At 63.1% G+C, this 21,506-nt stretch carries 20 protein-coding genes; 12 read left to right on the top strand and 8 right to left on the bottom strand.

What is annotated here, in order from left to right; genetic code table 11:
- Nucleotides 1–31: 31 nt before the first annotated feature.
- From BRSPCE3_RS30375 to BRSPCE3_RS30365, 3 genes are all read left to right on the top strand, one after another.
- Complete coding sequence (locus BRSPCE3_RS30375) at nucleotides 32–1,390, top strand: LLM class flavin-dependent oxidoreductase (protein WP_244070014.1); 1,359 nt, start codon at nucleotides 32–34, stop codon at nucleotides 1,388–1,390.
- A gap of 148 nt (nucleotides 1,391–1,538) precedes the next feature.
- Complete coding sequence (locus tag BRSPCE3_RS30370) at nucleotides 1,539–2,432, top strand: LysR family transcriptional regulator (protein ID WP_244070013.1); 894 nt, start codon at nucleotides 1,539–1,541, stop codon at nucleotides 2,430–2,432.
- Between the two features lie 321 nt (nucleotides 2,433–2,753).
- Complete coding sequence (locus BRSPCE3_RS30365) at nucleotides 2,754–4,292, top strand: porin (RefSeq protein WP_244070012.1); 1,539 nt, start codon at nucleotides 2,754–2,756, stop codon at nucleotides 4,290–4,292.
- A 169-nt stretch (nucleotides 4,293–4,461) separates the two neighbouring features.
- Here the strand turns inward: BRSPCE3_RS30365 and BRSPCE3_RS30360 are convergent, their stop codons facing one another.
- The gene (locus BRSPCE3_RS30360) at nucleotides 4,462–5,043 is read right to left on the bottom strand and encodes a cysteine dioxygenase (RefSeq protein ID WP_244070011.1); all 582 of its coding nucleotides are present in this window, start codon (nucleotides 5,041–5,043) and stop codon (nucleotides 4,462–4,464) included.
- A gap of 23 nt (nucleotides 5,044–5,066) precedes the next feature.
- Nucleotides 5,067–5,294 carry a CoA transferase gene (locus tag BRSPCE3_RS36195; RefSeq protein WP_375709980.1) on the bottom strand — a complete coding sequence of 76 codons (228 nt, stop codon included), beginning with the start codon at nucleotides 5,292–5,294 and terminating at the stop codon, nucleotides 5,067–5,069.
- A gap of 41 nt (nucleotides 5,295–5,335) precedes the next feature.
- Between BRSPCE3_RS36195 and BRSPCE3_RS30355 the strand changes: the two genes are divergently transcribed.
- Nucleotides 5,336–5,764 carry a universal stress protein gene (locus tag BRSPCE3_RS30355; RefSeq protein WP_244070010.1) on the top strand — a complete coding sequence of 143 codons (429 nt, stop codon included), beginning with the start codon at nucleotides 5,336–5,338 and terminating at the stop codon, nucleotides 5,762–5,764.
- Between the two features lie 111 nt (nucleotides 5,765–5,875).
- Here the strand turns inward: BRSPCE3_RS30355 and aspT (BRSPCE3_RS30350) are convergent, their stop codons facing one another.
- The gene (gene aspT, locus BRSPCE3_RS30350) at nucleotides 5,876–7,570 is read right to left on the bottom strand and encodes an aspartate-alanine antiporter (protein ID WP_244070143.1); all 1,695 of its coding nucleotides are present in this window, start codon (nucleotides 7,568–7,570) and stop codon (nucleotides 5,876–5,878) included.
- A gap of 14 nt (nucleotides 7,571–7,584) precedes the next feature.
- The gene (gene aspT, locus BRSPCE3_RS30345) at nucleotides 7,585–9,276 is read right to left on the bottom strand and encodes an aspartate-alanine antiporter (protein WP_244070009.1); all 1,692 of its coding nucleotides are present in this window, start codon (nucleotides 9,274–9,276) and stop codon (nucleotides 7,585–7,587) included.
- 361 nt (nucleotides 9,277–9,637) lie between these two features.
- On the opposite strand from aspT (BRSPCE3_RS30345), the gene aspD reads away from it, so the two are divergent.
- Nucleotides 9,638–11,269 (top strand): aspartate 4-decarboxylase, encoded by a 1,632-nt coding sequence (aspD, locus tag BRSPCE3_RS30340; RefSeq protein ID WP_244070008.1) that lies wholly within the window; start codon nucleotides 9,638–9,640, stop codon nucleotides 11,267–11,269.
- Nucleotides 11,270–11,682: 413 nt separating this feature from the next.
- Nucleotides 11,683–11,955, top strand: a complete 273-nt coding sequence (locus BRSPCE3_RS30335; RefSeq protein ID WP_244070007.1) for a hypothetical protein — start codon at nucleotides 11,683–11,685, stop codon at nucleotides 11,953–11,955.
- A 36-nt stretch (nucleotides 11,956–11,991) separates the two neighbouring features.
- On the opposite strand, the gene BRSPCE3_RS30330 is transcribed toward BRSPCE3_RS30335, so the two are convergent.
- On the bottom strand, nucleotides 11,992–12,399 hold the full coding sequence (locus BRSPCE3_RS30330; RefSeq protein ID WP_375709979.1) for a hypothetical protein: 408 nt from the start codon (nucleotides 12,397–12,399) through the stop codon (nucleotides 11,992–11,994).
- A 162-nt stretch (nucleotides 12,400–12,561) separates the two neighbouring features.
- Here BRSPCE3_RS30330 and BRSPCE3_RS30325 point away from each other — a divergent pair, with 162 nt between their 5' ends.
- Nucleotides 12,562–13,641 (top strand): AI-2E family transporter, encoded by a 1,080-nt coding sequence (locus tag BRSPCE3_RS30325; RefSeq protein WP_244070006.1) that lies wholly within the window; start codon nucleotides 12,562–12,564, stop codon nucleotides 13,639–13,641.
- Entirely contained in the window at nucleotides 13,641–14,078 is a 438-nt protein-coding gene (locus tag BRSPCE3_RS30320) for a potassium channel family protein (RefSeq protein ID WP_244070005.1), read from the top strand. Before BRSPCE3_RS30325 ends, BRSPCE3_RS30320 begins: the two co-directional genes overlap by 1 nt.
- A 7-nt stretch (nucleotides 14,079–14,085) precedes the next feature.
- Here the strand turns inward: BRSPCE3_RS30320 and BRSPCE3_RS30315 are convergent, their stop codons facing one another.
- The gene (locus BRSPCE3_RS30315) at nucleotides 14,086–14,754 is read right to left on the bottom strand and encodes a helix-turn-helix domain-containing protein (protein ID WP_244070004.1); all 669 of its coding nucleotides are present in this window, start codon (nucleotides 14,752–14,754) and stop codon (nucleotides 14,086–14,088) included.
- Nucleotides 14,755–15,367: 613 nt separating this feature from the next.
- Here BRSPCE3_RS30315 and BRSPCE3_RS30310 point away from each other — a divergent pair.
- From BRSPCE3_RS30310 to BRSPCE3_RS30300, 3 genes are all read left to right on the top strand, one after another.
- Nucleotides 15,368–16,834, top strand: coding sequence for an ABC transporter substrate binding protein (locus tag BRSPCE3_RS30310; protein ID WP_244070003.1), 1,467 nt, complete (start codon nucleotides 15,368–15,370; stop codon nucleotides 16,832–16,834).
- An 82-nt stretch (nucleotides 16,835–16,916) separates the two neighbouring features.
- Nucleotides 16,917–17,549, top strand: coding sequence for a response regulator transcription factor (locus BRSPCE3_RS30305; protein ID WP_244070002.1), 633 nt, complete (start codon nucleotides 16,917–16,919; stop codon nucleotides 17,547–17,549).
- A 190-nt stretch (nucleotides 17,550–17,739) separates the two neighbouring features.
- Nucleotides 17,740–18,114 carry a response regulator transcription factor gene (locus BRSPCE3_RS30300; protein WP_244070001.1) on the top strand — a complete coding sequence of 125 codons (375 nt, stop codon included), beginning with the start codon at nucleotides 17,740–17,742 and terminating at the stop codon, nucleotides 18,112–18,114.
- 16 nt (nucleotides 18,115–18,130) lie between these two features.
- On the opposite strand, the gene BRSPCE3_RS30295 is transcribed toward BRSPCE3_RS30300, so the two are convergent.
- Together BRSPCE3_RS30295 and BRSPCE3_RS30290 are read right to left on the bottom strand one after the other, a co-directional pair.
- Nucleotides 18,131–18,679 (bottom strand): invasion associated locus B family protein, encoded by a 549-nt coding sequence (locus BRSPCE3_RS30295; RefSeq protein ID WP_309296342.1) that lies wholly within the window; start codon nucleotides 18,677–18,679, stop codon nucleotides 18,131–18,133.
- Nucleotides 18,680–18,746: 67 nt separating this feature from the next.
- On the bottom strand, nucleotides 18,747–19,637 hold the full coding sequence (locus BRSPCE3_RS30290) for a S9 family peptidase (protein WP_244069999.1): 891 nt from the start codon (nucleotides 19,635–19,637) through the stop codon (nucleotides 18,747–18,749).
- A 149-nt stretch (nucleotides 19,638–19,786) separates the two neighbouring features.
- Here BRSPCE3_RS30290 and BRSPCE3_RS30285 point away from each other — a divergent pair, with 149 nt between their 5' ends.
- Complete coding sequence (locus BRSPCE3_RS30285; RefSeq protein ID WP_244069998.1) at nucleotides 19,787–21,481, top strand: SulP family inorganic anion transporter; 1,695 nt, start codon at nucleotides 19,787–19,789, stop codon at nucleotides 21,479–21,481.
- The last annotated feature ends 25 nt before the right edge of the window (nucleotides 21,482–21,506 follow it).

Below are 21,506 nucleotides of genomic sequence, written 5' to 3'. Positions count from 1 at the left end.
TTGCAAAGGAGAATGCATGCCTGAAAGGCAAATGAAACTCGGCCTGTTCATGTTGCCGACGGGGCAACACGTCGCCGCATGGCGCCTGCCGGAATCCAGGACCGATATGCACATCGACGCCGGCTACTATGCCGAGCTCGCCCGCGAGATCGAAGCGGCCAAGTTCGATCTCCTGTTTCTTGCCGATGGTGACGGCATTCACGGTGGGTGGCCCCTGGAGGCGCTGTCGCATACCGCCAACAGGGTCGTGGCGCAGTTTGAACCGCTGACGCTGTTGTCGGCGCTCTCTCAGACGACAAGCAAGGTGGGATTGGTGGCGACGGCGTCCACCACCTATTACGAGCCCTACCGGGTCGCGCGCCTGTTTGCCTCGCTGGACCTGATGAGCGGCGGCCGTGCGGGCTGGAACGTGGTGACCACGGCCAACACCGATTCCGGCGAGAACTTCGGCTACGCGGACGGTCTGAGCGCAGAGCAGAGATATCATCGTGCGGAGGAGTTCGTCGATGTGGTCAAGGGCCTTTGGCAAAGCTGGGAGGACGATGCCTTCCTGCGCGACAAGCAGACCGGTCAGTTCTTCGATCACACCAAGCTGCACACCCTCAACCACGCCGGGGCGCACTTCAATGTCAGGGGGCCCTTGAACGTTCCGCGTTCCCGCCAGGGGCACCCGGTGATCGTGCAGGCCGGATCGTCCGGGCCGGGCAAGGCGCTGGCGGCCCGTACCGCCGAGATCGTGTTCACCGCGCAGCCGGACAAGAAGAAGGCGCAGCAATTCCACGCCGAGATCAAGACGCTGGCCGAACAACACGGCCGGAGCGCCGAGGCCATCAAGATCATGCCCGGCCTGGCCGTCACGGTGGCGCGCACGGAGGATGAAGCCCTCGAGAAGATGGCCCAGCTTCAGAGCCTGATCGACCCGACCGTCGGATTGGCGCACCTGTCGAGCTTCGTCGGCTTCGACCTGTCCGGCTACCCGCTCGATGGACCCCTTCCCGAAATTCCCGAGGCGAGCGCGAAACTGATCCAGAGCCGCCAGCAGCTCTTCATCGACATGGCGCGGCGGGAGAATCTCAGCATCAGGCAGCTTTATATCCGCGCCTCCGTTTCCAAGGGGCACCTCAACGCCGTGGGAAGCTTCAAGCAGGTCGCCGACTTGATGGAGGAGTGGTTCGTCGAGAAGGCGGCTGACGGCTTCAACGTCATGCCCTCGACGATGACCGGCGGCGTTGCCGATTTTGCAAGGCTGGTGGTCCCCGAGTTGCAGCGTCGCGGCCTGTTTCGCAAAGAATATGAAGGGGCGACCCTGCGCGAGCATCTCGGGTTGGCTCGACCGGGTTCGCGGCTTCGGCCTCAGCCAGAATTGCGCGAACAAGTGTCCGCAGGCTGACAGCGGAGGGACGGCTCGGGGAGAAAGTCTTTCGTTCCGCGCCGGACGGACGATACACTGACATGCACGGTGGGGTCGGAATCGACAGTGATCCGGGGTTTCGGGTGATCCGCAGCAAGGGCAGCGCCAAAGTCAGGGCAAGACAGAGATGGATATCAGGCAGCTGCAGTACTTCATGCTTGTGTCCGAACATGGCGGCTTCTCCGCTGCGGCCACTTCCTCAGGAGTCGGGCAACCCGCGATCAGCAGGCAGATAAAGCTGCTGGAGGAGGAAGTCGGAACGCCGCTATTCCTCAGGCACGGCCGCGGCATCGTCCTGACCGGGGCCGGGCGCCGGCTTCTCGACCATGCGCGGGCGATCGTTGACCGCATGGAGAGGGCGAAGGCGGACCTTGCAGAGATCAACAACACCATGGCCGGTGAAATTGTACTTGGCTTGCCCGCCAGCATCGGGTCGACGCTGACGGCGCCGCTGCTCAAGCGCTTCATGAGCGGTTTTCCTCTGGTCAAGCTCAGCGTGGTGGAGGGATTGAGCGGCCATCTGCACGAATGGCTGCTTCGTGGCGACGTCGATCTCGCAGTCGTCTATCTGCCGAGGGTCAGCAGCGAGTTGTTCTCGGAGACGCTGTCGTCCGATCAGATTTATCTTGTCGGTTCGCCAGAGACCGGCGTCCATGCCGATACAATCGACTTCGAGGATGTCCTCGGCTTGCCGCTCATCCTGACCTCTCAGTTGCACGCGCTGAGGAGGGAGGTCGACCTGCTGGCGAAGAAGCGCGCGCGCCAGATCAACGTAAAGTGCGAGGTCGATTCGATACTCTCGATCAAGGATCTGGTCGCGGAGGGCTATGGATACGCTCTCCTGCCGCTTCGTCTCGTTCGGCCGGAACTCGACAGCGGACGGCTGCACAGTGTCCGCATCGTCAACCCAGAACTGACGCGAAATCTGCTGCTCGCGATGTCCCCGCGCACGAAAGACACGCCGTTGACCCGGGCTGTTCGCAAGGAAATCAAGGCGATCGTAGCCGACGGGGCGAACTGAGCCGTTACCAGAGGGTCATCAGCTCAAACAGGCTTTCGCAAGGTTGGCGAATCGCCGAGCAGGATATCCACGGGCTTCGTTCGGTATCGGAGATGCGCCTCACGTCGACGTGCGAGCTTGGCATTGCTGCCCAACGTTTGAACGTCGGCCGCTCCTGTTTGCCCAATTGTTGGAATTGCTGCCCGTGCGTTGAGCGCCGCTGTTCGCACGAGAATTAATCGCTCGCTATGTCGACTTAGCATATCCGCGCGGAGCCCCCCTTGCACGAGAGTGTCATGAACTTCGGGCGTGGGATCCTGTTTTTTCAGAGGGGGAAGACTTATGAAGCGATTTATCCTTAGTTCTGCGGCGAGCCTGATCACGCTGAGTGCAGCTCAGGCCGCCGATCTTCCGGTGAAGGCCAAGGCGGTCGAATACGTCAAGACCTGCACCCTTTACGGTCCTGGCTTCTACTACATTCCTGGGACCGACACCTGCATCAAGCTGGGTGGTTATTTGCTCGCGGACGTCGTCGTCAACACGAACGCTGACAACGTCGGCAACACCGCTGGCGCTGGCGGTGCCAAAAATCGCTTCACGAATGGTTACACCTGGCGCTCGCGCGAGGACCTCAACATCGACACCCGCACCGCGACGGAATATGGCGTGGTCCGCACTTACTTCGACACGGTATTTCAATGGGCGACTGATACCTACGCCGGCAACGGAACGGGGGCGACGGTCTATTCGCCGGCCGGACCTGCGCCGTTCAGTCAGGCTCCCAACAACGCCAACGGCGGTGCCGTCGCAAACGGTACGGTCGGCGTGTATTACGCTTTCATCCAATTCGCCGGGTTCACCATCGGCAAGACCGCCTCACAGTTCAGTGCGCCCTGGTTGGCCTATCCAGGCAACAGTTTCGACGGTCTCGTCGGCGGCGGCAGCACGATCACTGGTGTCAACCAGTTCACCTATACTGCCGAGTTCGGCAACGGCGTCTCGCTGTCTCTGTCGGCCCAGGATCAGACGGCTTACTATCAGGCCGGCGTGAACAACCTGGCCGCCGGCGGTGCGTGGGGCACGAGCGACTACGCGGGCACGATCGCTCCGGACCTCGTCTCGATGCTGCGCGTCGACCAGGCCTGGGGGCTCTTCCAGGCTTCGTTCGCTGCGCATAACAACCATGCTGCCTATTACGGTGGTACCGAGTTGAGTGGTCATCCCGACGACAAATGGGGCTGGGCTGGTCAGCTGGCGCTGTCGATCAAGAATATCCCGACGGGACCTGGCGACACCATCAACGTGCAGGGCGTCTACACCAACGGTGCGACGCGCTACAACATCCACGAATTGGCCACCCAGGCGGGAACCAACACGCTTTATGGCGGCACAAGCCTGGCCGGCGCCTATCAGAGCGTCGGGTTCGGCATGGCGCCCGACTCGGTGTTCGCGGCAGGCGGTTCGCAGCAGCTGGTTTCGACCTGGGGCTTCCGCGGTGCTTACGTCCACAATTGGGACCCGTACTGGAATACGAGCATCTACGGCGCCTATGCCGGCGTCATGTATAACAACACCGCCAAGGGCCTGATCTGCGGTCCTGCTGGCAACGGCGTGGGTGGCACGTTCGGCGCGACCTTCGGGACCGCCGGGCTGGCTTCCTGCAACCCCGACTACAGTATCGCCCAGATCGGCACCCAGACCCAGTGGACTCCCGTCAAGAACCTGACGTTCATGGCTGACCTCACGTTCATCCATCTGGATCAGAAGATGGCGGGCGTGGTCACCACGAGCGGCGCCACCGTCGGCAAGCCGACGGCGGTGTACGAGTTGAAAGACCAGAACAACGTGCTTCTTCTGCTCCGCGCGCGGCGCAACTGGTAACGACGGCGCAGAAAGAGCTATTCGACGCTATTAGCCTCAAGAAAGGCTATGCATGCCCGCATAGCCTTTCGCGTTCTTTCGTGAACCAGTTCCTCCCAGGCTTGGGCCGCTCTGCATGGTGGCCCAATTTCTTGCCGGTTCACCGGCTCGGTCGGATGTACGGTCGTATCTATGTCGCGCTTTGCCAAACGTTCGGAATCACGCTTGAAGTGTATCCGCTCTGAAACGTCTTGACCCCACCGCCGGCCTCGAACGAGTGACGCCTGATCGCGCCGATATTCCCACCATACAGGTGCACGCTGACGGAGATTCTTGATTTACTCCCATTCCAGACCTTGTGGATGTCGCCGATCGACGGCGAGACCATGTCGATTGCACCTGCTTCGAGTATTTCGTTCGAGCCGCATTCATGGACATCTCCATCGGCCGCAACGTAGCGCTGCGAGATTTCCGATCCGCGCAACACGCCCAGGATTCCCCAAACGGTGTGGTCGTGGATCGGCGTCGCCTGGCCCGGCCCCCAAGCAAAGCTGACCAGCGAGAATCGCTCGAGCGGATCGCAGTGCAGCAGGTACTGCCGGTAGCTGTGTCCATCGGGCTCGGCAAACGCGCGAGGAAGCCAGTCATCCTTGGACAGAAGCTGGCTCATCAGCGGACGAGCTCGCTCCAACAACGCCGCTTCGTCCAAGCCCAATTCTGCGAGCTTGGTCATTTCGGCGATGAAGAGCCTTAGAGGCTGGATACCGGCCATTGCGAGGTTCCTCCGATTGCGGATCAGACTGCTTCGGTGTGCTGGCCCAGTCTCGGTGGCGGGCGCCTGATCGGCAGGTTCTTCCCGTCAATCAGTAAAGGAGACCCAAAAATGCGCGTTGTCCCGCCGGATGGCAATTCCAACTCTCGGACCCATCCGGACGCCTCGATCTGCGCATCGCCGAGCGCCGTATCATAGCTGATGGCTTGATCTATCTCAACGCCGTACCCAAAACAGAGGCCAAATTGCATCGGAGGCCTCGATACGTCGTCCAGCAATCGGGAGGTGAAGAATGTACCGGCATATTCTCATACCGACAGATGGGTCGGAAATGGCGGAGCATGGGGTCGCGCAGGGATTGGCGCTCGCAAAATCCCTCGGAGCCAAAGTATCGGTCATCTTCGTCGTCGAGCCCTTCTCGGAAATAGGGGCGCGGTATCGCGAGGTGCTCGCAGGATATGCGGAGATACGCAAGGAACAGGCCACCAGCGCGCTGGATCGCGCGGCGCACGCGGCGAAGCAGGCCGCTGTTCCCTGTGAGACGATCCAAATGGAGAATGGGCAACCTCATCAGGCCATCATCGCAGCGGCCAAGGATAAGGGCTGCGACCTGATTGTCATGTCCTCGCACGGGCGCAGCGGACTTTCCGCGCTGCTGATCGGCAGTGTGACCAACAAGGTGCTGGCACAGGCCAAGACGCCCGTCCTGGTTTGTCAGTGAAGGTGCGAACCGTAGCAGCCCGATCCCGACGGGGCGCGGAAGGCCTGCGTGATCAGGTCTGCAGGTTCGGTCGAGGGCCATGGCTGGCCAGGCGACTACGCGCGCGTCGGCTCATCCCGCGACAACGACCACCATGATCGATCCCCAGGTCGTCAGCAGGATGTTCGAAATCGGATAGGCGGGCGTGTAGCCCAGCACTACCACGGAGCTGCCGGAGCGCTCCTGAATCGCGGCCATCGCAGCCGTCACCGTCTGCGCCCCGGTCAATGCGCCGAGCAGGAGGATCGGGTTCATGCGCAGGACGAAATGGCCAAAGCAGAAGCCGACGATCTGCGGCAACAGGGTCACGATCATGCCGCCCAGCAGCAGACCGATGCCCGACTCCCGGATGGCGGAGAGGAAGATCGGCCCGGCGTGAATCCCGGTCAGGCCGACAAAGGCCGCCAGTCCGAGCGACGTCATCAGGCTGACCGCGCCATCGGGGATCCGGCCGAAATACGGCAGGCGGGTGCGGAGATAGCCGACCAGAAGTCCGGCGAGCAGGGTGCCGACGCTGGTGCTCAGCGAGATCGTGATGCCGCCAACGGAGAAGCTCAGGAGAACGCCAACGAGGCCGCCGAGAAAGATCGCGAGCCCCAGTACGACGAAATCGATGCTGGTGCTCGGCGCGATGATGACGCCGATGCTCTTGGCCGCATTCTGCACCACCGGTTCTGGACCGACGATGCGAAGCAGATCACCGCGCTGCAGGACGACGCCGGCGGCAATCGGCAGTGCCTCGCCACCCCGGCTCAACGAGCGCAGATAGAGGCCGCGAGCCCAGCTCTGTTCCGACGCTTGCTCGAGACTCGTGCCCGCAAGCTTCGGGTTGATCAGGAACACGTCGGCCGAGATCAGCGGGATATCGAGCAGCTCGCGGTCCTCGACCTCCTCGCCGCGCGGTTCGATCAGCTCCACGATGGTCTGCCGCGGCGCGGACAGCGCGATGACGTCGCCTGCCGCCAGCATCGTTCCGGGCTCCGCCTCGAGGATGCGCTCGCCGCGGCGGATGCGGTGGATGAACACGCGTTGCCCGGGCACGCGCGCTTCGGCGGCGGCAACCGTCAGACCGGCGATCGCCGCGTCATCATCCAGCCGGTAAGCGCGCAGCTCGAACTTGCGCCAGGCCGACGCCAGGCCGGGCCTGGCGCGCGTGATGCCCAGGGCCTGCTCCAGCTTGAGCGCTTCCGTCTTCAGGTCGATCTTCAGCAGCGCCGGCACGACGATCGTGCAGAATGTGATCACGCCGGCATAGCCGAAGATGTAGCAGACGGCATCGGCCACCGCGATGTGCGAGACGAACAACGCACGCTGTGCGTCGGACACGGGCAGCGAATTGACTGCGTCGGTCGCCGTACCCATTGCGGCGCTCTGGCTCAGGGCGCCGGACATCAGCCCGGCCGCAAAGCCGGGGTCGAGCCGCAGCACGCGGGCCACGGCGATCGCCGCCGCAAGACCGGTGAGGCTCACGACAACGGCCATCAGCATCGGCTTCAGCCCGTCGCGCTTCATCGCCAGCACGAATTGCGGACCGACCGAATAGCCCACCCCGAACAGGAACAGCAGGAACAGGAACGATTTGGTCATGCCGGAGACGGGCACATGTGCGAAATCGCCGACCGCAAGGCCGGCGAACAGCGCGCCCGTCACCGGGCCAAGGCTGAAAGCGCCGATCCTGAAGCTTCCGATCCAGTAGCCCGCCGCGATCACCAGGAACAGCGCGAGCTCCGGATAGCGGACCAGGAACTGCTGCAGCCAGATCAACATCTGCCTGGCCGCGGCTAAGTCATCATCATCACCAGCACCATGCCCCAGATCGTCAGCAGCGTGTTTCCGACCGCGTAGGTGACGGTATAGCCGAGGCCGGGGATCTGGCTTTTCGCGCGGTCGTTGATCATGCCGAGCGATGCGGTCGTGGTGCGCGCGCCGGAGCAGCATCCGAGCAGGATCGCGTCGTGGAAGCGGAACAGGTATTTGCCGACGAACATCGCCAGGATCAACGGCACGGTGGTCACGACGACGCCCCAGAGGAACAGGCTGAAGCCGAGCTTCTGCAATCCGGCGACAAATCCCGGTCCCGAGGAGATGCCGACCACGGCGATGAAGACGTTGAGGCCGACCGAGTTCATGAACCACACCGTCGGTGACGGGATGCGGCCGAACGTCGGGTGCACGGATCGCAGCCAGCCGAAGAACAGACCGGAGATCAGCGCGCCTCCGGAGGTGGATAGCGTGAGCGGCACGCTTCCGATCTTGTAGACGAAGGCGCCGACCAGGGCGCCGATCGCAATGGCTGCCCCGATGAAGGCGACGTCGGCAATATCGGTTGCGCGATCGGGCCGGCCCAGCATCTTTGTGGTGGCAGCGACATCCGACGTGCGGCCGACCAGGGTGACGATGTCGCCCCGGTTGATCTTGGTATTGGGGAGGATCGGAATTTCGGTCGCGATCGCGCCCCTTGCGATCTTGCGCAAGAACACGCCGCGCGCGCCGGGTTCCCTCGCCAGCTGCTCCAGCGTCTTGCCGTCGACGTCCTTGCTGGTCACGTAGACATCGACACCCTCGATCGGCACCGCCAGCAGCTCGCGATCATCGACTTCCTCGGCCTGCTCGCCGATCAGCTGCACGAGCACGTCGCGGCGCCCGGCGACGGCAACGACATCGCCGGCATGGATCACGGTGTCGGAGGTTGCCTCCACGACCTTGCCGCCCTGCCGAAGCCGGAGGACGAAAATGCGATGATCGGGAATCAGGGCCTCGGCCTGCGCGACCGTCTTGCCGACGACAGGCCCGCGCTCGCGAACGCGATAGGCGCGCAGATCGAACTGGTGCCAGGCCGTCCCCGGACCGCCGAGCTCCTTCTTGCCGCCATGCTCTTCCTCGTATTTCTTGCAAGCAGTCTCGAGATCGATGCCGAGCAGCGCGGGTCCGAGCAGGGCCAGCACGATCGCCGATCCGACCGTCCCGAAAATATAGGTCACGGCATAGGCGACCGGCATGGCATCGAGCAGCTTCTTGGCTTCGTCCGCGGGCAGACCAAGCCGATTGATGGCGTCGGTCGCGAGCCCCATCGATGCGGAGATCGTCTGCGAGCCGGCATAGAGCCCGATGGCGGATCCGACGTCGTAGCCGGCGATCTTCGCGCCGAAATACGCCGAGAGCAGACAGAACACGCAGACCACGGCCGCGAAAATCGCCTGCGGAATACCGTCCTGCGCGATGCCGCGCACGAATTGCGGTCCGACGCCATAACCGATCGCGAACAGGAACATCAGGAAGAAGAACGGCTTCAGCGGGCCGGAAATGGTGATGCCGATCTGGCCGATGATGACCGCCGCGACCAGCGTCGCGGTGACGGCGCCGAGTCCAAGACCCTTGTAGGTGAAGGATCCGAAATAGTAGCCCAGCGCCAAGGAGAGGAAGATCGCGATCTCGGGATAGGTGCGGAGCGTCTGGAAGAACCAATCGATCATGATGTCACCCGTTCATGCTGTCCCGGAACCTCGGCTTGCGCCTGCTTCGATCCAGCGCCGGGTGCGCTGAGGCAGGGCGAAGCAATCGTGTCGGGGACATCAGGCAACGGTCGGCGAGACGGATGTTGATCTATGTCAATCGCAACGGCGTTTGCCTTGCAGCTTCATCGTCTTGTCACAGGCGTGGGTTCGCACGTTGCACCGCGACGCGAGCGTCCTTCGGTGCGTGCATCGCGCGCACGAGACCGTTGACATAGATCAAGGGCCGTTCCCGGCTGCCGATCATGCTGCGCGCGATTGCGCGGGCAACAGAGCCTGTCGCTTCCATTCCAACAGCGTGCATCGCCCCGGGAGTGTCAAAATGGCCGATCTTCTGACCCTGAAGAAATTCGAGGCGCTGAGCCCGTTCGAGATCAAGGACGAGCTGATCAACCTCGCGAAGAGCAATTCGAAGCGGAGCCAGATGCCCTTCCTGAACGCCGGACGGGGCAACCCCAACTGGATCGCCACGACGCCGCGCGAGGGCTTCTTCCTGCTCGGGCAATTCGCCATCACCGAGAGCAAGCGGGTGATGGAGCATCCGGCGGGGATCGGCGGCATGCCTCAGGCAAAGGGCATTGCCGGACGGTTCGAGGCCTGGCTCGCACAGCACAAGGAGATGCCCGGCGCGAGCTTCCTGACAGAGATGCTGCCCTTTGCGGTCAAGAAGTTCGGCTTCGATCCCGATGCCTTCGTCCACGAGCTGGTGGATTCGATCATCGGCGACAATTACCCGGTACCGGATCGCATGCTGGTGCACAACGAGAAGATCGTGCACGAATACCTGATGTGGGCGGTCTGCGGCGAGCCCCGGCCGGCCGGGAAGTTCGACATCTATGCGGTCGAGGGCGGCACCGCGGCGATGTGCTACCTGTTCAAGTCGCTGAAGGCCAACCGGCTGCTGGTGCCCGGTGATACGATTGCGCTGGCGACGCCGATCTTCACGCCCTACATCGAGATGACTCACCTGGAAGACTACGATCTGAAGGTCGTTCAGATCAGGGCGCCGCAGGAAAACAAATTCCAGTTCACCGACGAGGAAATCAGGAAGCTGGAAGATCCGAAGGTCAAGGCCTTCTTCGTCGTCAATCCGTCCAACCCTCCGGGGATGGCGTTGAGCAAGGAGACGATCGCCAAGTTGGCCAATCTGGTCAGGACCAAGCGCCCCGACCTGATGATCCTGACCGACGACGTCTACGGAACCTTCGTGCACAACTTCCGCTCGTTGCTCGGCGAGCTGCCGCACAACACCATCGGCGTCTATTCCTATTCGAAGTATTTCGGCTGCACCGGATGGCGCTTGGGGGCGATCGCCATCCACGAGGACAACATCTTCGACAAGAAGATCGCCAATCTTCCGGACGATGCCGTGAAGGCGCTCGACAAGCGCTACGGGCCGCTGACGCTGGAACCGCGCAAGCTCAAGCTGATCGACCGCATCGTGGCCGACAGCCGCGACGTGGCGCTCAATCACACCGCGGGACTGTCGTTGCCGCAGCAGGTGATGATGAGCCTGTTCTCGCTCGCGGAGATGCTGGACGTGAACAAGGCCTATCAGGCTGCCTGCATGGAGATCGTCAACAAGCGCCTGTGGTCGCTGCTCGACGGGCTGGGGCTCGCCGACAAGCTCAGCCCCAATCCGAACTACGATGCGTACTACGCCCTGATCGATTTCGAGTTCTGGGCCCGCAAGAACATCGGCGACGACGCCGTCGAACACCTGAAGAAGAATGTCCACCCGCTTGACCTCGCGTTCAGGCTGGCTGAGGCCCACGGGATCGTGCTGTTGAACGGAGGCGGCTTCGATGCACCGGAATGGTCGCTCCGGGTATCGCTCGCGAACCTCCCTGATGATGTCTACGACGATATCGGACGCGGCGTCCGGACCATCGCCAGGGGTTATCGCGATGCCTACGAAGCGGCGACAGGAAAGAGCGGGGCGACGAAGCGCTGACCGCGTACAATCAAGCCGCTCCGGGTGTGTCGCGGCCGTCGGCCGGCTGCCATAGCCCGATTGGGTGAGCCAGTCTGTCGCAAGTGATTTCGACCGGGTGGCACAGGCTGCACTGGTCACCCGGCTTCACCGTGATCTACGCTCACGATCATGGGAAACGGCGGCGACATATTTAGTCGAATCGTTCGCGCAAGCCCATCGGCTCGCGCCCGCGGCTGGTTGGATCGTTGGCTTGAGGCCATCGACGGCGACCTTGCTTTCAAGGTGCTGGTCATGGCAGGCGGAATGCTGTCGACCGCGGCGTTTGCCTTTGGATTGCTATCGCTCTGAGCGAGCCAGCACGGCACGGATACGTTCGGCGGTGATGGATGCACTTCAGGCTGGCTGCAAGTCCGATCGAACGTCGAGACGACATGTCGGCAAGATTCGGTATTGCAGCCTGCGCCACGTTCTTTCTGCTCTGCTGCGCACAGCAGACGGTCGCGTTGCCGCTGACGCCTTTCCGTTATGAGGCCCAGGCGCAGCGTCATTGTCCTGGCGATAGCGTCGTCTGGCTCGATTTCCGCCGTGGACGTTATTATCTCAAAGGGCAGAGCCGCTACGCCAGGGGCTACGATGGCGGCTTCGTGTGCAGGAATGAAGCCCGCGAAAGCGGCTACCGGCGTTCACTGCTCGGCCTCCGGTGACGTGACCGGAGGCCCACCTGGCGCCTGACGATCGGCCTACCATCCGTAATAGCGCGGTCGGGCGTAATAGGCCGGCGCGTAGCCATAGCCTCCGCCAGGCGAGCAATAGTCGCCACCGTATCCGGAGCCATAGCCGTATCCGGCGCCGTAATACGGATACCCGGCATAGGCCGAGCTCGCGATGGCTCCGCCAACGATTGCACCGGCAGCGGCGGCGCCCCATCCTCGATAGCCCCAGCCGCCGTAGCCTCCTCGCCAACCGCGATAGCCCCAGCCGCCGCGCCAGCCACCACCCCAGCCGCCCCAACGGACCTGAACGGCGTTGTTGTCGACCGCGGCTTTCATGGTCGCGATGTTGGTCGGCAGCGGAGCCGCCTGGCCCGCGCCAATGCCGACCGTGCTCGCAAGCAAGGTCAAGACCAGCAAGGTTTTGGTGTTGTTCACGACATCCTCCACATCAGGGTGACACGCGCGGCTGTGATCGAAACGGCTGAGGCAAGCCTGTCAGCCGGCGCCACCAGACGCTTGATCTGGATCAAGCAGCGTGTGCCGAGGCGATGGCACCGCTTCCAATGTGCCTGCTGACGCTCAATCGAAAGCACGCCCTTGAAAACCCTTCGCCAGCTCGTGGCCGGAGACGAATTCATCCAGCTGGCAATTCGCCTCGGATTGCTGGCGCTGCTGGTCTACTGGTCGTTCCTCCTGGTCCGCCCGTTCGTGCCGGTCCTGGCCTGGAGCGTGGTGCTCGCGGTCGCGCTCTATCCGGTCTTCAATTGGCTCACAGGGATGCTCGGGGGTCGCGCGGGCCTTGCGGCCCTCGTTCTGACCCTGGTTACCCTAGGTGTCGTGATTGGGCCGGCAACCTGGCTCGGCATCGGGGCGGTGGAGGGCGTGCGGGAGATCGCCGCGCAACTCAGCGCCGGTCATGTTCTCGTGCCGTCACCGTGGCCGGAGGTCAAGACCTGGCCGCTGATCGGTGGTCCGCTCTACGACCTCTGGGATCGGGCGTCGACCAATCTGCGCGCGGTGCTGCGCGAAGTGGTGCCGCATCTGAAGCCGCTCGCCGGGTTGTTGTTTGCGTTCGCAAGCAATGCGGGCGTCGGGATGCTGAAGTTTTTGCTCGCGGTCGCCCTGGCAGGGTTTCTGTTTCCGCACGGTCGGCAGCTTGCTGCCGCGTGCCGGAGCTTCCTGTCCCGCATCGTGCCGGAGCAGAGCGAGCACTTCCTCGACCTGGCAGGCGCGACCATCCGGGCGGTGTCCCAGGGCGTCATCGGCGTCGCCGTCCTGCAATCGCTGCTGGCCGGCGTCGGCTTCAAACTGGCAGGGATTCCGAGCGCCGGGTTGCTGGCATTTGTCGTGATGCTGCTCGCGATCGTGCAGATCGGCGCGGTGGTCGTGCTGCTTCCCGTTATCATCTGGCTCTGGTCGGCCAAGGACTTCTCGACGGCGCTTGCTTTTACATTGTTCTTCCTGGTCGTCGGCGTCATCGACAATGTGCTCAAGCCGCTGGTGATGGGGCGCGGCCTGACCACGCCTGCGCTTGTCATTTTCGTGGGCGTGATCGGCGGGACGCTCGCCCACGGCATCGTGGGCCTGTTCATCGGGCCGATCATTCTCGCCGTCGCCTGGGAATTGTTCACGGCATGGATCCGCGACGACCGCGCGCGGCTGGCAGGACAGCAGTGATGCTATTTCAGCTCATCGTGGGATCGGCGGTCAGTGCGATCAATATCGTGCTGCATTCGCTGTTCACCGTCGGGGTGATCGGACTGCTGCGAAACGTCACCCTGAGCGCTGCCGGCCGGTTCGGGCTGCAGCTCAGCGGCGTGATGGTGGCGGCTGCGCTGATCCTGATGGTGGCACACACGCTGGAGATCGTGGTGTGGTCGCTGGCCTATCTCGCGGCCGGTGCGGCACCCGCCGGCAGCGATCTGCTCTATTTTGCCTTCGTGAACTACACCACGCTCGGTTACGGCGACGTGATTCCTGTCAAGGAATGGCGGCTGATCGGACCGATGGCGGCCATGAACGGCATTCTGATGTTCGGCTGGTCGACCGCGGTCCTGTTCGAGGTGCTGCAGAAGACCCTCGAGCGCCAGGCCGCGTTCGCGAAATCCCCCTGATGCCGCTTCAATTGTCGAGCTGGGCCAGCTTGCCGCGGTCAACCAGCATGATTTCGCGCTGGTTCGAGCCGAGGAAGTCGAGGGCTCCGTAGGCATGCAGCTTGGATAGTGCACGCGATACGGTCTCGAGGGTCAGGCCGAGATAGTCGGCGATGTCACGCCGGCACATCGGCAGAGCGACGACGCCTACTCCCGTCAGCCGGCGATCCATTTCGAGCAAGAACGCCGCCACGCGTTCCAACGCGGTCTTGCGGCCGAGCAGCAGCATGTGGTCTTCGGCGTGCCGCAGGTTGCTGGTGGTCATGACCAGCAGGTTGCGAGCCAGTACGGAATCGGAATAGGCCCCCCGTTCGAGGCTCATCCGCTTGATCAGGCGCACATTGGTGTCGACGACAGCTTCGGCGGTGAAGCGATGGTGTTCGGTGTTCTCAAGGCCGAAAATGTCTCCGGCGAGATGAAAGGCGCCAATCTGGCGCCGTCCGTCGGAGAGCAGCTTGTAGCTGCGGACGGCCCCTGAGACGACCTGGTAAACATATTCCGCGGGCTCCTTCTCGCCGTAGATCTCGGCGCCCTTCCTGTAGTGGAATTCGCTGGTGACGAAATCGGCGTGCTGGGCGGTCAGCCCGCCGAGGATGCTCGGTGCGTTGGCCGGTCTGACATTGACGCGAGCGAACATGGAGCAACTCTCTTCACCAAGACGCTGCGGCTCGAAAATGCTGGTCCGCGCACAATGACTACGACACGGCCCGGCCGGGCTCTATTGGTCTTGAGGCCATTGTCCCAAGGGACAGGGTACGCGGAATGCGCCAATTTGTTCGCAATTGGTATGCAAGTCGTGCCTTACTTTTCAATATTTGCGGCGATAACCGTGCTAGCTTTCCTGACCCCGTTGACCTCCGGCTGCGAGCGCTATGGGCAAGGCAATTCGGCTCTCTGGACTGATCATCCTGCTGGCTAGCTTGTTGTCGCCGGCTGGTCTCCGGGCGCAGGGGATGCGTCCGCATTCCATGCTGGTGCTGGACCAGTCCGATCGGCGCGGCCCGTTCTACTACCAGGTCTTCGTCGGGCTGCGGGATGCCGTGAGCGCACATGGTCACGCGCCGACGACGATCTACACCGAGAGCCTCGATCTTAATCGCTTCGGAGGTGAGGCCTATCAGGACGGCTTCCGGAGATTTCTCGAGGAGAAATACCGTGATCGACCGATCGGCGTCGTCGTTGCCGTCGGCGCGGCGGCGCTCGAGCTTGCGATCCGCTGGCGCCCGCAGCTCTGGCCGGACACGCCGATCGTGTTCGCGCTGGTTGAAGAGGGCGATTTCAAGCGATTGCAGCCGCCGGCCTACGTCACCGGCGGGATCGTGTCCTTGAAGCTCAAGGATGCCGTTCTGGCCGCCCGCGCTGTGGTACCAGATCTCAAGACGGTCGCACTCGTTGGCGCCGAATGGGATCGGCAAGTTCTTTTCCGCAATTGGAAGGATCAAGTGGCGACCGGCCTTCCTGGCCTTGACCTGATCGAGATTATCGGACGTCCGATGCCCGAGGTCATCGAGCAGGTAGCCGCGCTACCCGACCACAGCGCGATCATTTACACAGGTCTCTATAGCGACGGCAAAGGCAATTACTATCCGCCCTCGGATGCCCTCGCATTCGTCGCAGCGAAGGCCAATCGTCCCATTGTGGTTGCAGCGGAGACGTTTCTCGAGCCGGGCGGCATCGGCGGATTCGTGATCTCCCCGTCCTTGATCGGTGCCGAGGCGGCACAACGGGCACTGCGGATTCTGGATGGCGAAGCGCCGGACAGCCTGCCACCGTCGGTCATCGACGCTGTGAAGCCGATCTTCAATTGGCACCAGATGCAGCGCTGGAATGTCAGCGAGGCCAGTCTGCCGCACGGCAGCGAAATTCGCTTCCGCGAGCCGTCCTTCCTGGAAAAATATCGCTGGCGGGTGATCGCGCTCACCACGGCGGTGCTGTTTCAGACCCTGCTGATCGCGTTCCTGCTGCACGAGCGGTACATGCGACGAAAGGCTGAGGTCGAGGCCGGCAATCGCCTGTCCCAGCTTGCTCACAGCAATCGGCAGGCGACGGCCGGAGAACTGTCATCCTCGATCGCTCATGAGCTCAATCAGCCGCTCGGCTCGATCCTGACCAATGCCGAGAGCGCGGAGCTGATCCTCGGCTCGCCGACGCCCGACCTTCAGGAGGTGCGGGAAATCATCTCCGACATCAAGCGCGACGACCTGCGTGCGAGCGAGGTGATCCGCCGGATGCGCAGCCTGCTGAAGCGTGCGCCGTTTGAGAAGAAGGAGATCGACCTCAACCAGACCATGCGGGAGGCATTCGATTTCCTCAAGCTGCAGGCTTCGGCACGCAATGTCGCGATCTACCTGCAGACGTCGCCGCAGGTCCTGCGGGTGCAGGGTGACCCGGTCCAGTTGCAGCAGGTCATCCTCAACCTCGTGGTCAACAGCATGGATGCGATGGCCAAGATGCCCTACGGGCGCACGATCATCGGCCGTACTGACGTCAACGGGGCGGCGTCGGCCGTGATTTCAATCTCCGATTCCGGCTCCGGAATTCCTCAGGATCGGTTGGACGACATTTTTGATCCGTTCTTCACTACGAAGGAGCAGGGCATGGGCATCGGCCTGTCGATCGCGCGGACCATCGTGCTGGCGCACGGCGGTCAGATCTGGGCCGAGAACCAGTCCGGTGGCGGTGCGGTTTTTCACCTTTCGCTGCCGCTCGCGGCGTAGCTCGTTTGGGCTCTTACTTTGGCGGTAGGCAGTGCTAATCTAGCCAGCGCTGCATTTTCCGTCGGTCGCGCAGGAGAGGGCAATGCACGCTTACGTGCATATCGTCGACGACGACGCCTCGTTTCGCACAGCACTCGAGCGCAGGCTCAAGCTCGCCGGCTACCGTGTCGCGACATATGCATCGGCGCGGCAACTGCTCGATCGATTGCCGAGCGATGATGACGCCGGCTGCATCGTGCTGGACGTCCGCATTCCCGGAATGAGTGGCCCAGAGCTGCAGGTCCGCCTCAACGAGCTGGAGTCGACGCTTCCGATCGTCTTCCTCACCGGACACGCCGACACCGCGACCACCGTCCAGGCGATCAAGGCCGGCGCCGAGGATTTCCTGACCAAGCCGATCGCGTCAGAGCAACTGATCGAGGCCATCAATCGCGCCGTCGCGCGGCACGAGTTGGCCCGCAGTCGGCGCACCAAGCTCGACACACTCCGTGCCCTGCTGGCGAGGCTCACCCCACGCGAGCGGCAAGTGTTCGATCTGATCGTACGCGGCCGGATCAACAAGCAGATCGGCTATGAGCTCGGCACCACCGAACGCACCATCAAGGCGCACCGTCACCAGGTCATGGAGAAAATGCAGGTGCAATCGCTTGCCGAGCTGGTCTCGATCGCCGAGCGGCTCGGCGCGCGCGCGCTCGATGGCGAGATCAAGGGTTGACCGGCTCGGGCTGGCTCCTGCCGTCCATGTCCCATGGTACAATATGAAAGCGCTGTCACGGCGCGTATCTCCGGTATTGGCCGCGACGGTATCGCGCGCCGGCGAGATTGCCGTGTATCTTTCGTCCAAGCGTGGACGTTGGGCAGCAGGTCGAGGGTTTGGCTTGGTGATAACGTAGAGGCGTCAGGATTTGCCTACCGCGAAATTCGTCTTCGTCGTGGATGATAATCCCTCCATGCTCCGTGGCATCGGACGGCTGCTGCGGGAGTATGGATTCGCATCCAGATTGTTCGAGACCGGAAGTGCCTTGCTTGGGCATGGCAGCTTCGAGAGCGCGCTGTGCATCATCCTGGACATCAATCTCAGCGATGGTTCCGGGATCGAACTGCGACACCGCCTGGCGGATCAGGGCATCGAGGTTCCCGTCATCTACATCACCGGAAATGACAATCCGGCGACGCGCATGGCCGCGATGGCATCGGGATGCGTCGCCTATCTGACCAAGCCGTTCACGGCAAAATCGCTGATGCAGCCGATCGAACAATTATTGGCTGGGGTGGTCTAGCGATCGCGGGTCTCCATCATTCGTCGATGGCTTGATCGAGCGTCAGCGCGGGTGGTCCCTTGCGGACGCTCGCAAAGCGGTCGAGCGGGACCGATGTGGTCACCGTCAGGATGCTGGTATCGACTACGTCGATCGTGAGCGCCTTTCCGGCATCCATTTCCTCGAGCAGCTTGGGATCGGCAACATCGGCTGCGATGCACATGTTGCTCACGCACCAGGTATAGGGCAGGCGATGGACCTTCTGCTGGTCGACCGACAGCTTGACTCCGGCCTGCAAGTACATGCCGACCGGCAGGAACAGCTGGAGGCGGCCGGTTCCGTCTTCACGCTCGATCAGATCGATGCGAACAGCCGTCTGGCCGGTCCCGAAGGTGCCGGTGATCGTGGTCCGACATAGTGTCTTGGCGCCGGCCGCATTGAAACAAAGCTTGCGCCAATCGCCGAATTTGACGTCTCGCGCCACGCGTGCGCCCCGCGGAGTGACCTCGGTGCCGTCCCCGACCGCAGCGGGCGGCGAGGGCGTCTGCTGACTTTGCGCCGCACCGATGCCGACCGCAAACAACACCAACGTCGCCAGGGCATGATACAAGGCATCATATCGGACCATGGATGCTTCTCCAGCGAGACTGTGTCTAGCGCACCTTGTCCAGAAATCGTTCGACCAACGGCGACCAGATGGGAATGGCATCGGCAGAGCCGATCAGGAAATGCCCTTCGTCGCCGAATGGCGGCAACAGGTGGTACTCGGCTCGGCCGCCGGCACGCGTGAAAGCCTCATGCATTCGCTTCGACAGGGCCGGCCCGAAGAACGTGTCGTTCTCGATGTAGAGCCACAACATCGGCACCCGTGACGTGTTGCCAAACACGCCGGTCGCTTCGACCAGTCTGTCGGGATTGCAATTGTTGTTGGGTTTGCCGTCGACCCGGCCGCCGCGGCCGGCCGCGAAAGTGATGATGGCTTTGACTTGCGGCGGGTTGAGGCTCGACAGCGCGATCGCCGCCCAGCCGCCGGCCGATTGCCCGACGACGATGACGTCTTTCGGCACGATGCGCCGTTCGGCCACCATGTAGTCGATGATCCAGAGATCGACCTGTGCGACGGCAAGGCCCGGATCGAGGAAATTCGGATTGCTGCATTTCCCGACCTTGGAGAAGAACGGGCCATAGAGACCACGTTCGGGAATATCGATGGCCGCGGCGCCATAGCCCGTGCCGACCGGCGCAACCACGAGGTAGCCGTGCCGCGCAAACCACATCGCGGCGTCGCGAAACTCGACCAGCGGGAAGAAGCTGCGATCCCGGGCGTTCAGCGACACGCCGTGATTCATGATGACCAGCGGGAAAGGGCCATCGCCGAGCGGCCGAACCAGATAAGCGAACATGGGTAGTGGCAGCGGCAACGCCCAGATCTCCTCCTGGATGCGCTGGGGTGGGCTGTTGTCGTCGGCGCGTGCCGGGGTCGTCAGACCGAGCAGCAGCAGAAGGGTTACGGTCGCGAGGGCTCGTAAGCCGTGCTGACGCATGTCATGCCCTCCGGCGGTCCGCGGACGAATGTGCAGGCTACGGCAATCATAGCGCTGATCCGCGAGGGCGACGCTTGATCTGAATCAACGTCGATCGATCTGCCCGGCGCAACCACATGCGTCCAGCGCGGCGTGATATGGCGGGGTTGATGTCGATCCAGAGTGAGACAAGTTGGGTCCGACGGTTTCCGCCGGCGAGCTGGCTTGCCGACTATCGCGCATCCTGGCTTGGCGCGGACGCCATCGCCGGGGTCACGCTGGCGGCTTACGCGATACCGGTGTCGCTTGCCTATGCGGGCCTCGCCGGCCTGCCGCCGCAGATCGGTGTCTACGGCTACCTGCTCGGCGGCGTGGGCTACGCCCTGCTCGGCTCGTCCCGGCAACTCGCGGTCGGGCCGACCTCGGCGATCTCGCTGATGATCGCCGGCGCCGTCGGCGTACTGGCCGGCGGCGATGCCACGCGTTACGGGCAGATCGTCAGCGTCGTTGCCTTCAGCGTCGCGCTGCTCTGCCTGATCGCGTGGCTGTTCAAGCTCAGCCTGCTGGTGCGGCTGATCAGCGATAGCATCCTGGTGGGCTTCAAGGCCGGCGCAGGACTCACCATCATCATGAGCCAGCTGCCGAGCCTGTTCGGCGTCGCAGGCGGCGGCCACAATTTCTTCGATCGCGCGATCAAGATCGCCGGCCAGCTTGGCGATACCAGGCCGCTGGTGCTCGGCATTGGTGTGGCTGCGACCGTGCTGCTGTTGCTCGGCGAACGGAGACTGCCCGGCAAGCCCATTGGGCTCGCGGTGGTCGTGCTGTCGATCCTGACGGTCTCCGCGCTCGGACTTGCGGACATGGGATTGCCGGTGACTGGAAAGATCCCGACCGGGTTGCCGGCGCTGGCGCTGCCGACGTTCGGCTTGCTCGAATTCGACGATCTGTTTCCGATTGCCGCCGGATGCCTCGTGCTGGCCTACGTGGAAGGCGTGTCCGCCGCGCGAAGCTTTGCGGCAAAGCACGGCTACCCGCTGGATGTCCGGCAGGAGTTTCTGGGGCTCGGCGCGGCCAATCTCGCGGCGGCCCTTGGGCACGGCTATCCCGTCGCCGGCGGCCTGTCGCAGTCGGCCGTCAATGACGCCGCCGGGGCGCGGACGCCGCTGGCGCTCGTGTTCTGCTCCGTGACCCTCGCACTCTGCCTGCTGTTCTTCACCGGTCTTCTGACCAATCTGCCGAAGACCGTGCTCGCCGCGATCGTCTTCTCGGCGGTCTACAAACTGGTCGATATTCCGGCGCTCGCCAGAATGTGGCGGATCAGCCGGATCGATTTCTATGCCGCGGTCATCGCGCTGGTCTCCGTGCTATTCCTCGGGATCCTGCAGGGCGTGCTGCTGGCCGCCGTCGCCTCGATCTTCCTGCTGCTGTTGCGCGCGTCCCAGCCGAATATCGCGTTTCTCGGCCGTCTGCCCGGCAGCGGCCGCTATTCCGACCGGGCCCGGCACGACGACGTTGAGCCCTTGACCGGGATCATCGCGTTTCGTCCGGAAACCTCGCTGCTTTATGTCAATGCCGAGACGATCATGGAAACGGTGCTGGCGGCGTTGCGGGCGTCCCCCGACGTCAAGCTGGTGGCCTGCGACCTGTCGGCTTCGCCATTCATCGATCTGGCAGGGTCGCGCATGCTGAACGATCTGCATCAGGAGCTCGCATCGCGCGGCATCACGTTCTGTATCGTCGGCGCGCACGCGCAGTTGCGGGATCTGCTTCAGGCGGACGGTCTTGCCGACAAGACCGATAGCGCAGACTGGATGCGCACGCTCGACAGCGTGTTGGACAGCAGGAAGCCGCCGGCAAACGGCTAGCGTCCGCGGCCATGCGGACCGCTCC

Source organism: Bradyrhizobium sp. Ce-3 (assembly GCF_022835695.1).
Lineage (GTDB): Bacteria > Pseudomonadota > Alphaproteobacteria > Rhizobiales > Xanthobacteraceae > Bradyrhizobium.
Note: the sequence above shows the minus strand (reverse complement) of the source record. Positions and strands in the feature narration are given on the sequence as shown.

Coding starts and splice junctions, on each gene's coding strand:
- BRSPCE3_RS30375 (WP_244070014.1), top strand. CDS start 32: ATGAAACTCGGCCTGTTCATGTTGCCGACGGGGCAACACGTCGCCGCA.
- BRSPCE3_RS30370 (WP_244070013.1), top strand. CDS start 1,539: ATGGATATCAGGCAGCTGCAGTACTTCATGCTTGTGTCCGAACATGGC.
- BRSPCE3_RS30365 (WP_244070012.1), top strand. CDS start 2,754: ATGAAGCGATTTATCCTTAGTTCTGCGGCGAGCCTGATCACGCTGAGT.
- BRSPCE3_RS30360 (WP_244070011.1), bottom strand. CDS start 5,043: ATGGCCGGTATCCAGCCTCTAAGGCTCTTCATCGCCGAAATGACCAAG.
- BRSPCE3_RS36195 (WP_375709980.1), bottom strand. CDS start 5,294: ATGCAATTTGGCCTCTGTTTTGGGTACGGCGTTGAGATAGATCAAGCC.
- BRSPCE3_RS30355 (WP_244070010.1), top strand. CDS start 5,336: ATGTACCGGCATATTCTCATACCGACAGATGGGTCGGAAATGGCGGAG.
- aspT (WP_244070143.1), bottom strand. CDS start 7,570: ATGTTGATCTGGCTGCAGCAGTTCCTGGTCCGCTATCCGGAGCTCGCG.
- aspT (WP_244070009.1), bottom strand. CDS start 9,276: ATGATCGATTGGTTCTTCCAGACGCTCCGCACCTATCCCGAGATCGCG.
- aspD (WP_244070008.1), top strand. CDS start 9,638: ATGGCCGATCTTCTGACCCTGAAGAAATTCGAGGCGCTGAGCCCGTTC.
- BRSPCE3_RS30335 (WP_244070007.1), top strand. CDS start 11,683: ATGTCGGCAAGATTCGGTATTGCAGCCTGCGCCACGTTCTTTCTGCTC.
- BRSPCE3_RS30320 (WP_244070005.1), top strand. CDS start 13,641: ATGCTATTTCAGCTCATCGTGGGATCGGCGGTCAGTGCGATCAATATC.
- BRSPCE3_RS30315 (WP_244070004.1), bottom strand. CDS start 14,754: ATGTTCGCTCGCGTCAATGTCAGACCGGCCAACGCACCGAGCATCCTC.
- BRSPCE3_RS30305 (WP_244070002.1), top strand. CDS start 16,917: ATGCACGCTTACGTGCATATCGTCGACGACGACGCCTCGTTTCGCACA.
- BRSPCE3_RS30290 (WP_244069999.1), bottom strand. CDS start 19,637: ATGCGTCAGCACGGCTTACGAGCCCTCGCGACCGTAACCCTTCTGCTG.
- BRSPCE3_RS30285 (WP_244069998.1), top strand. CDS start 19,787: ATGTCGATCCAGAGTGAGACAAGTTGGGTCCGACGGTTTCCGCCGGCG.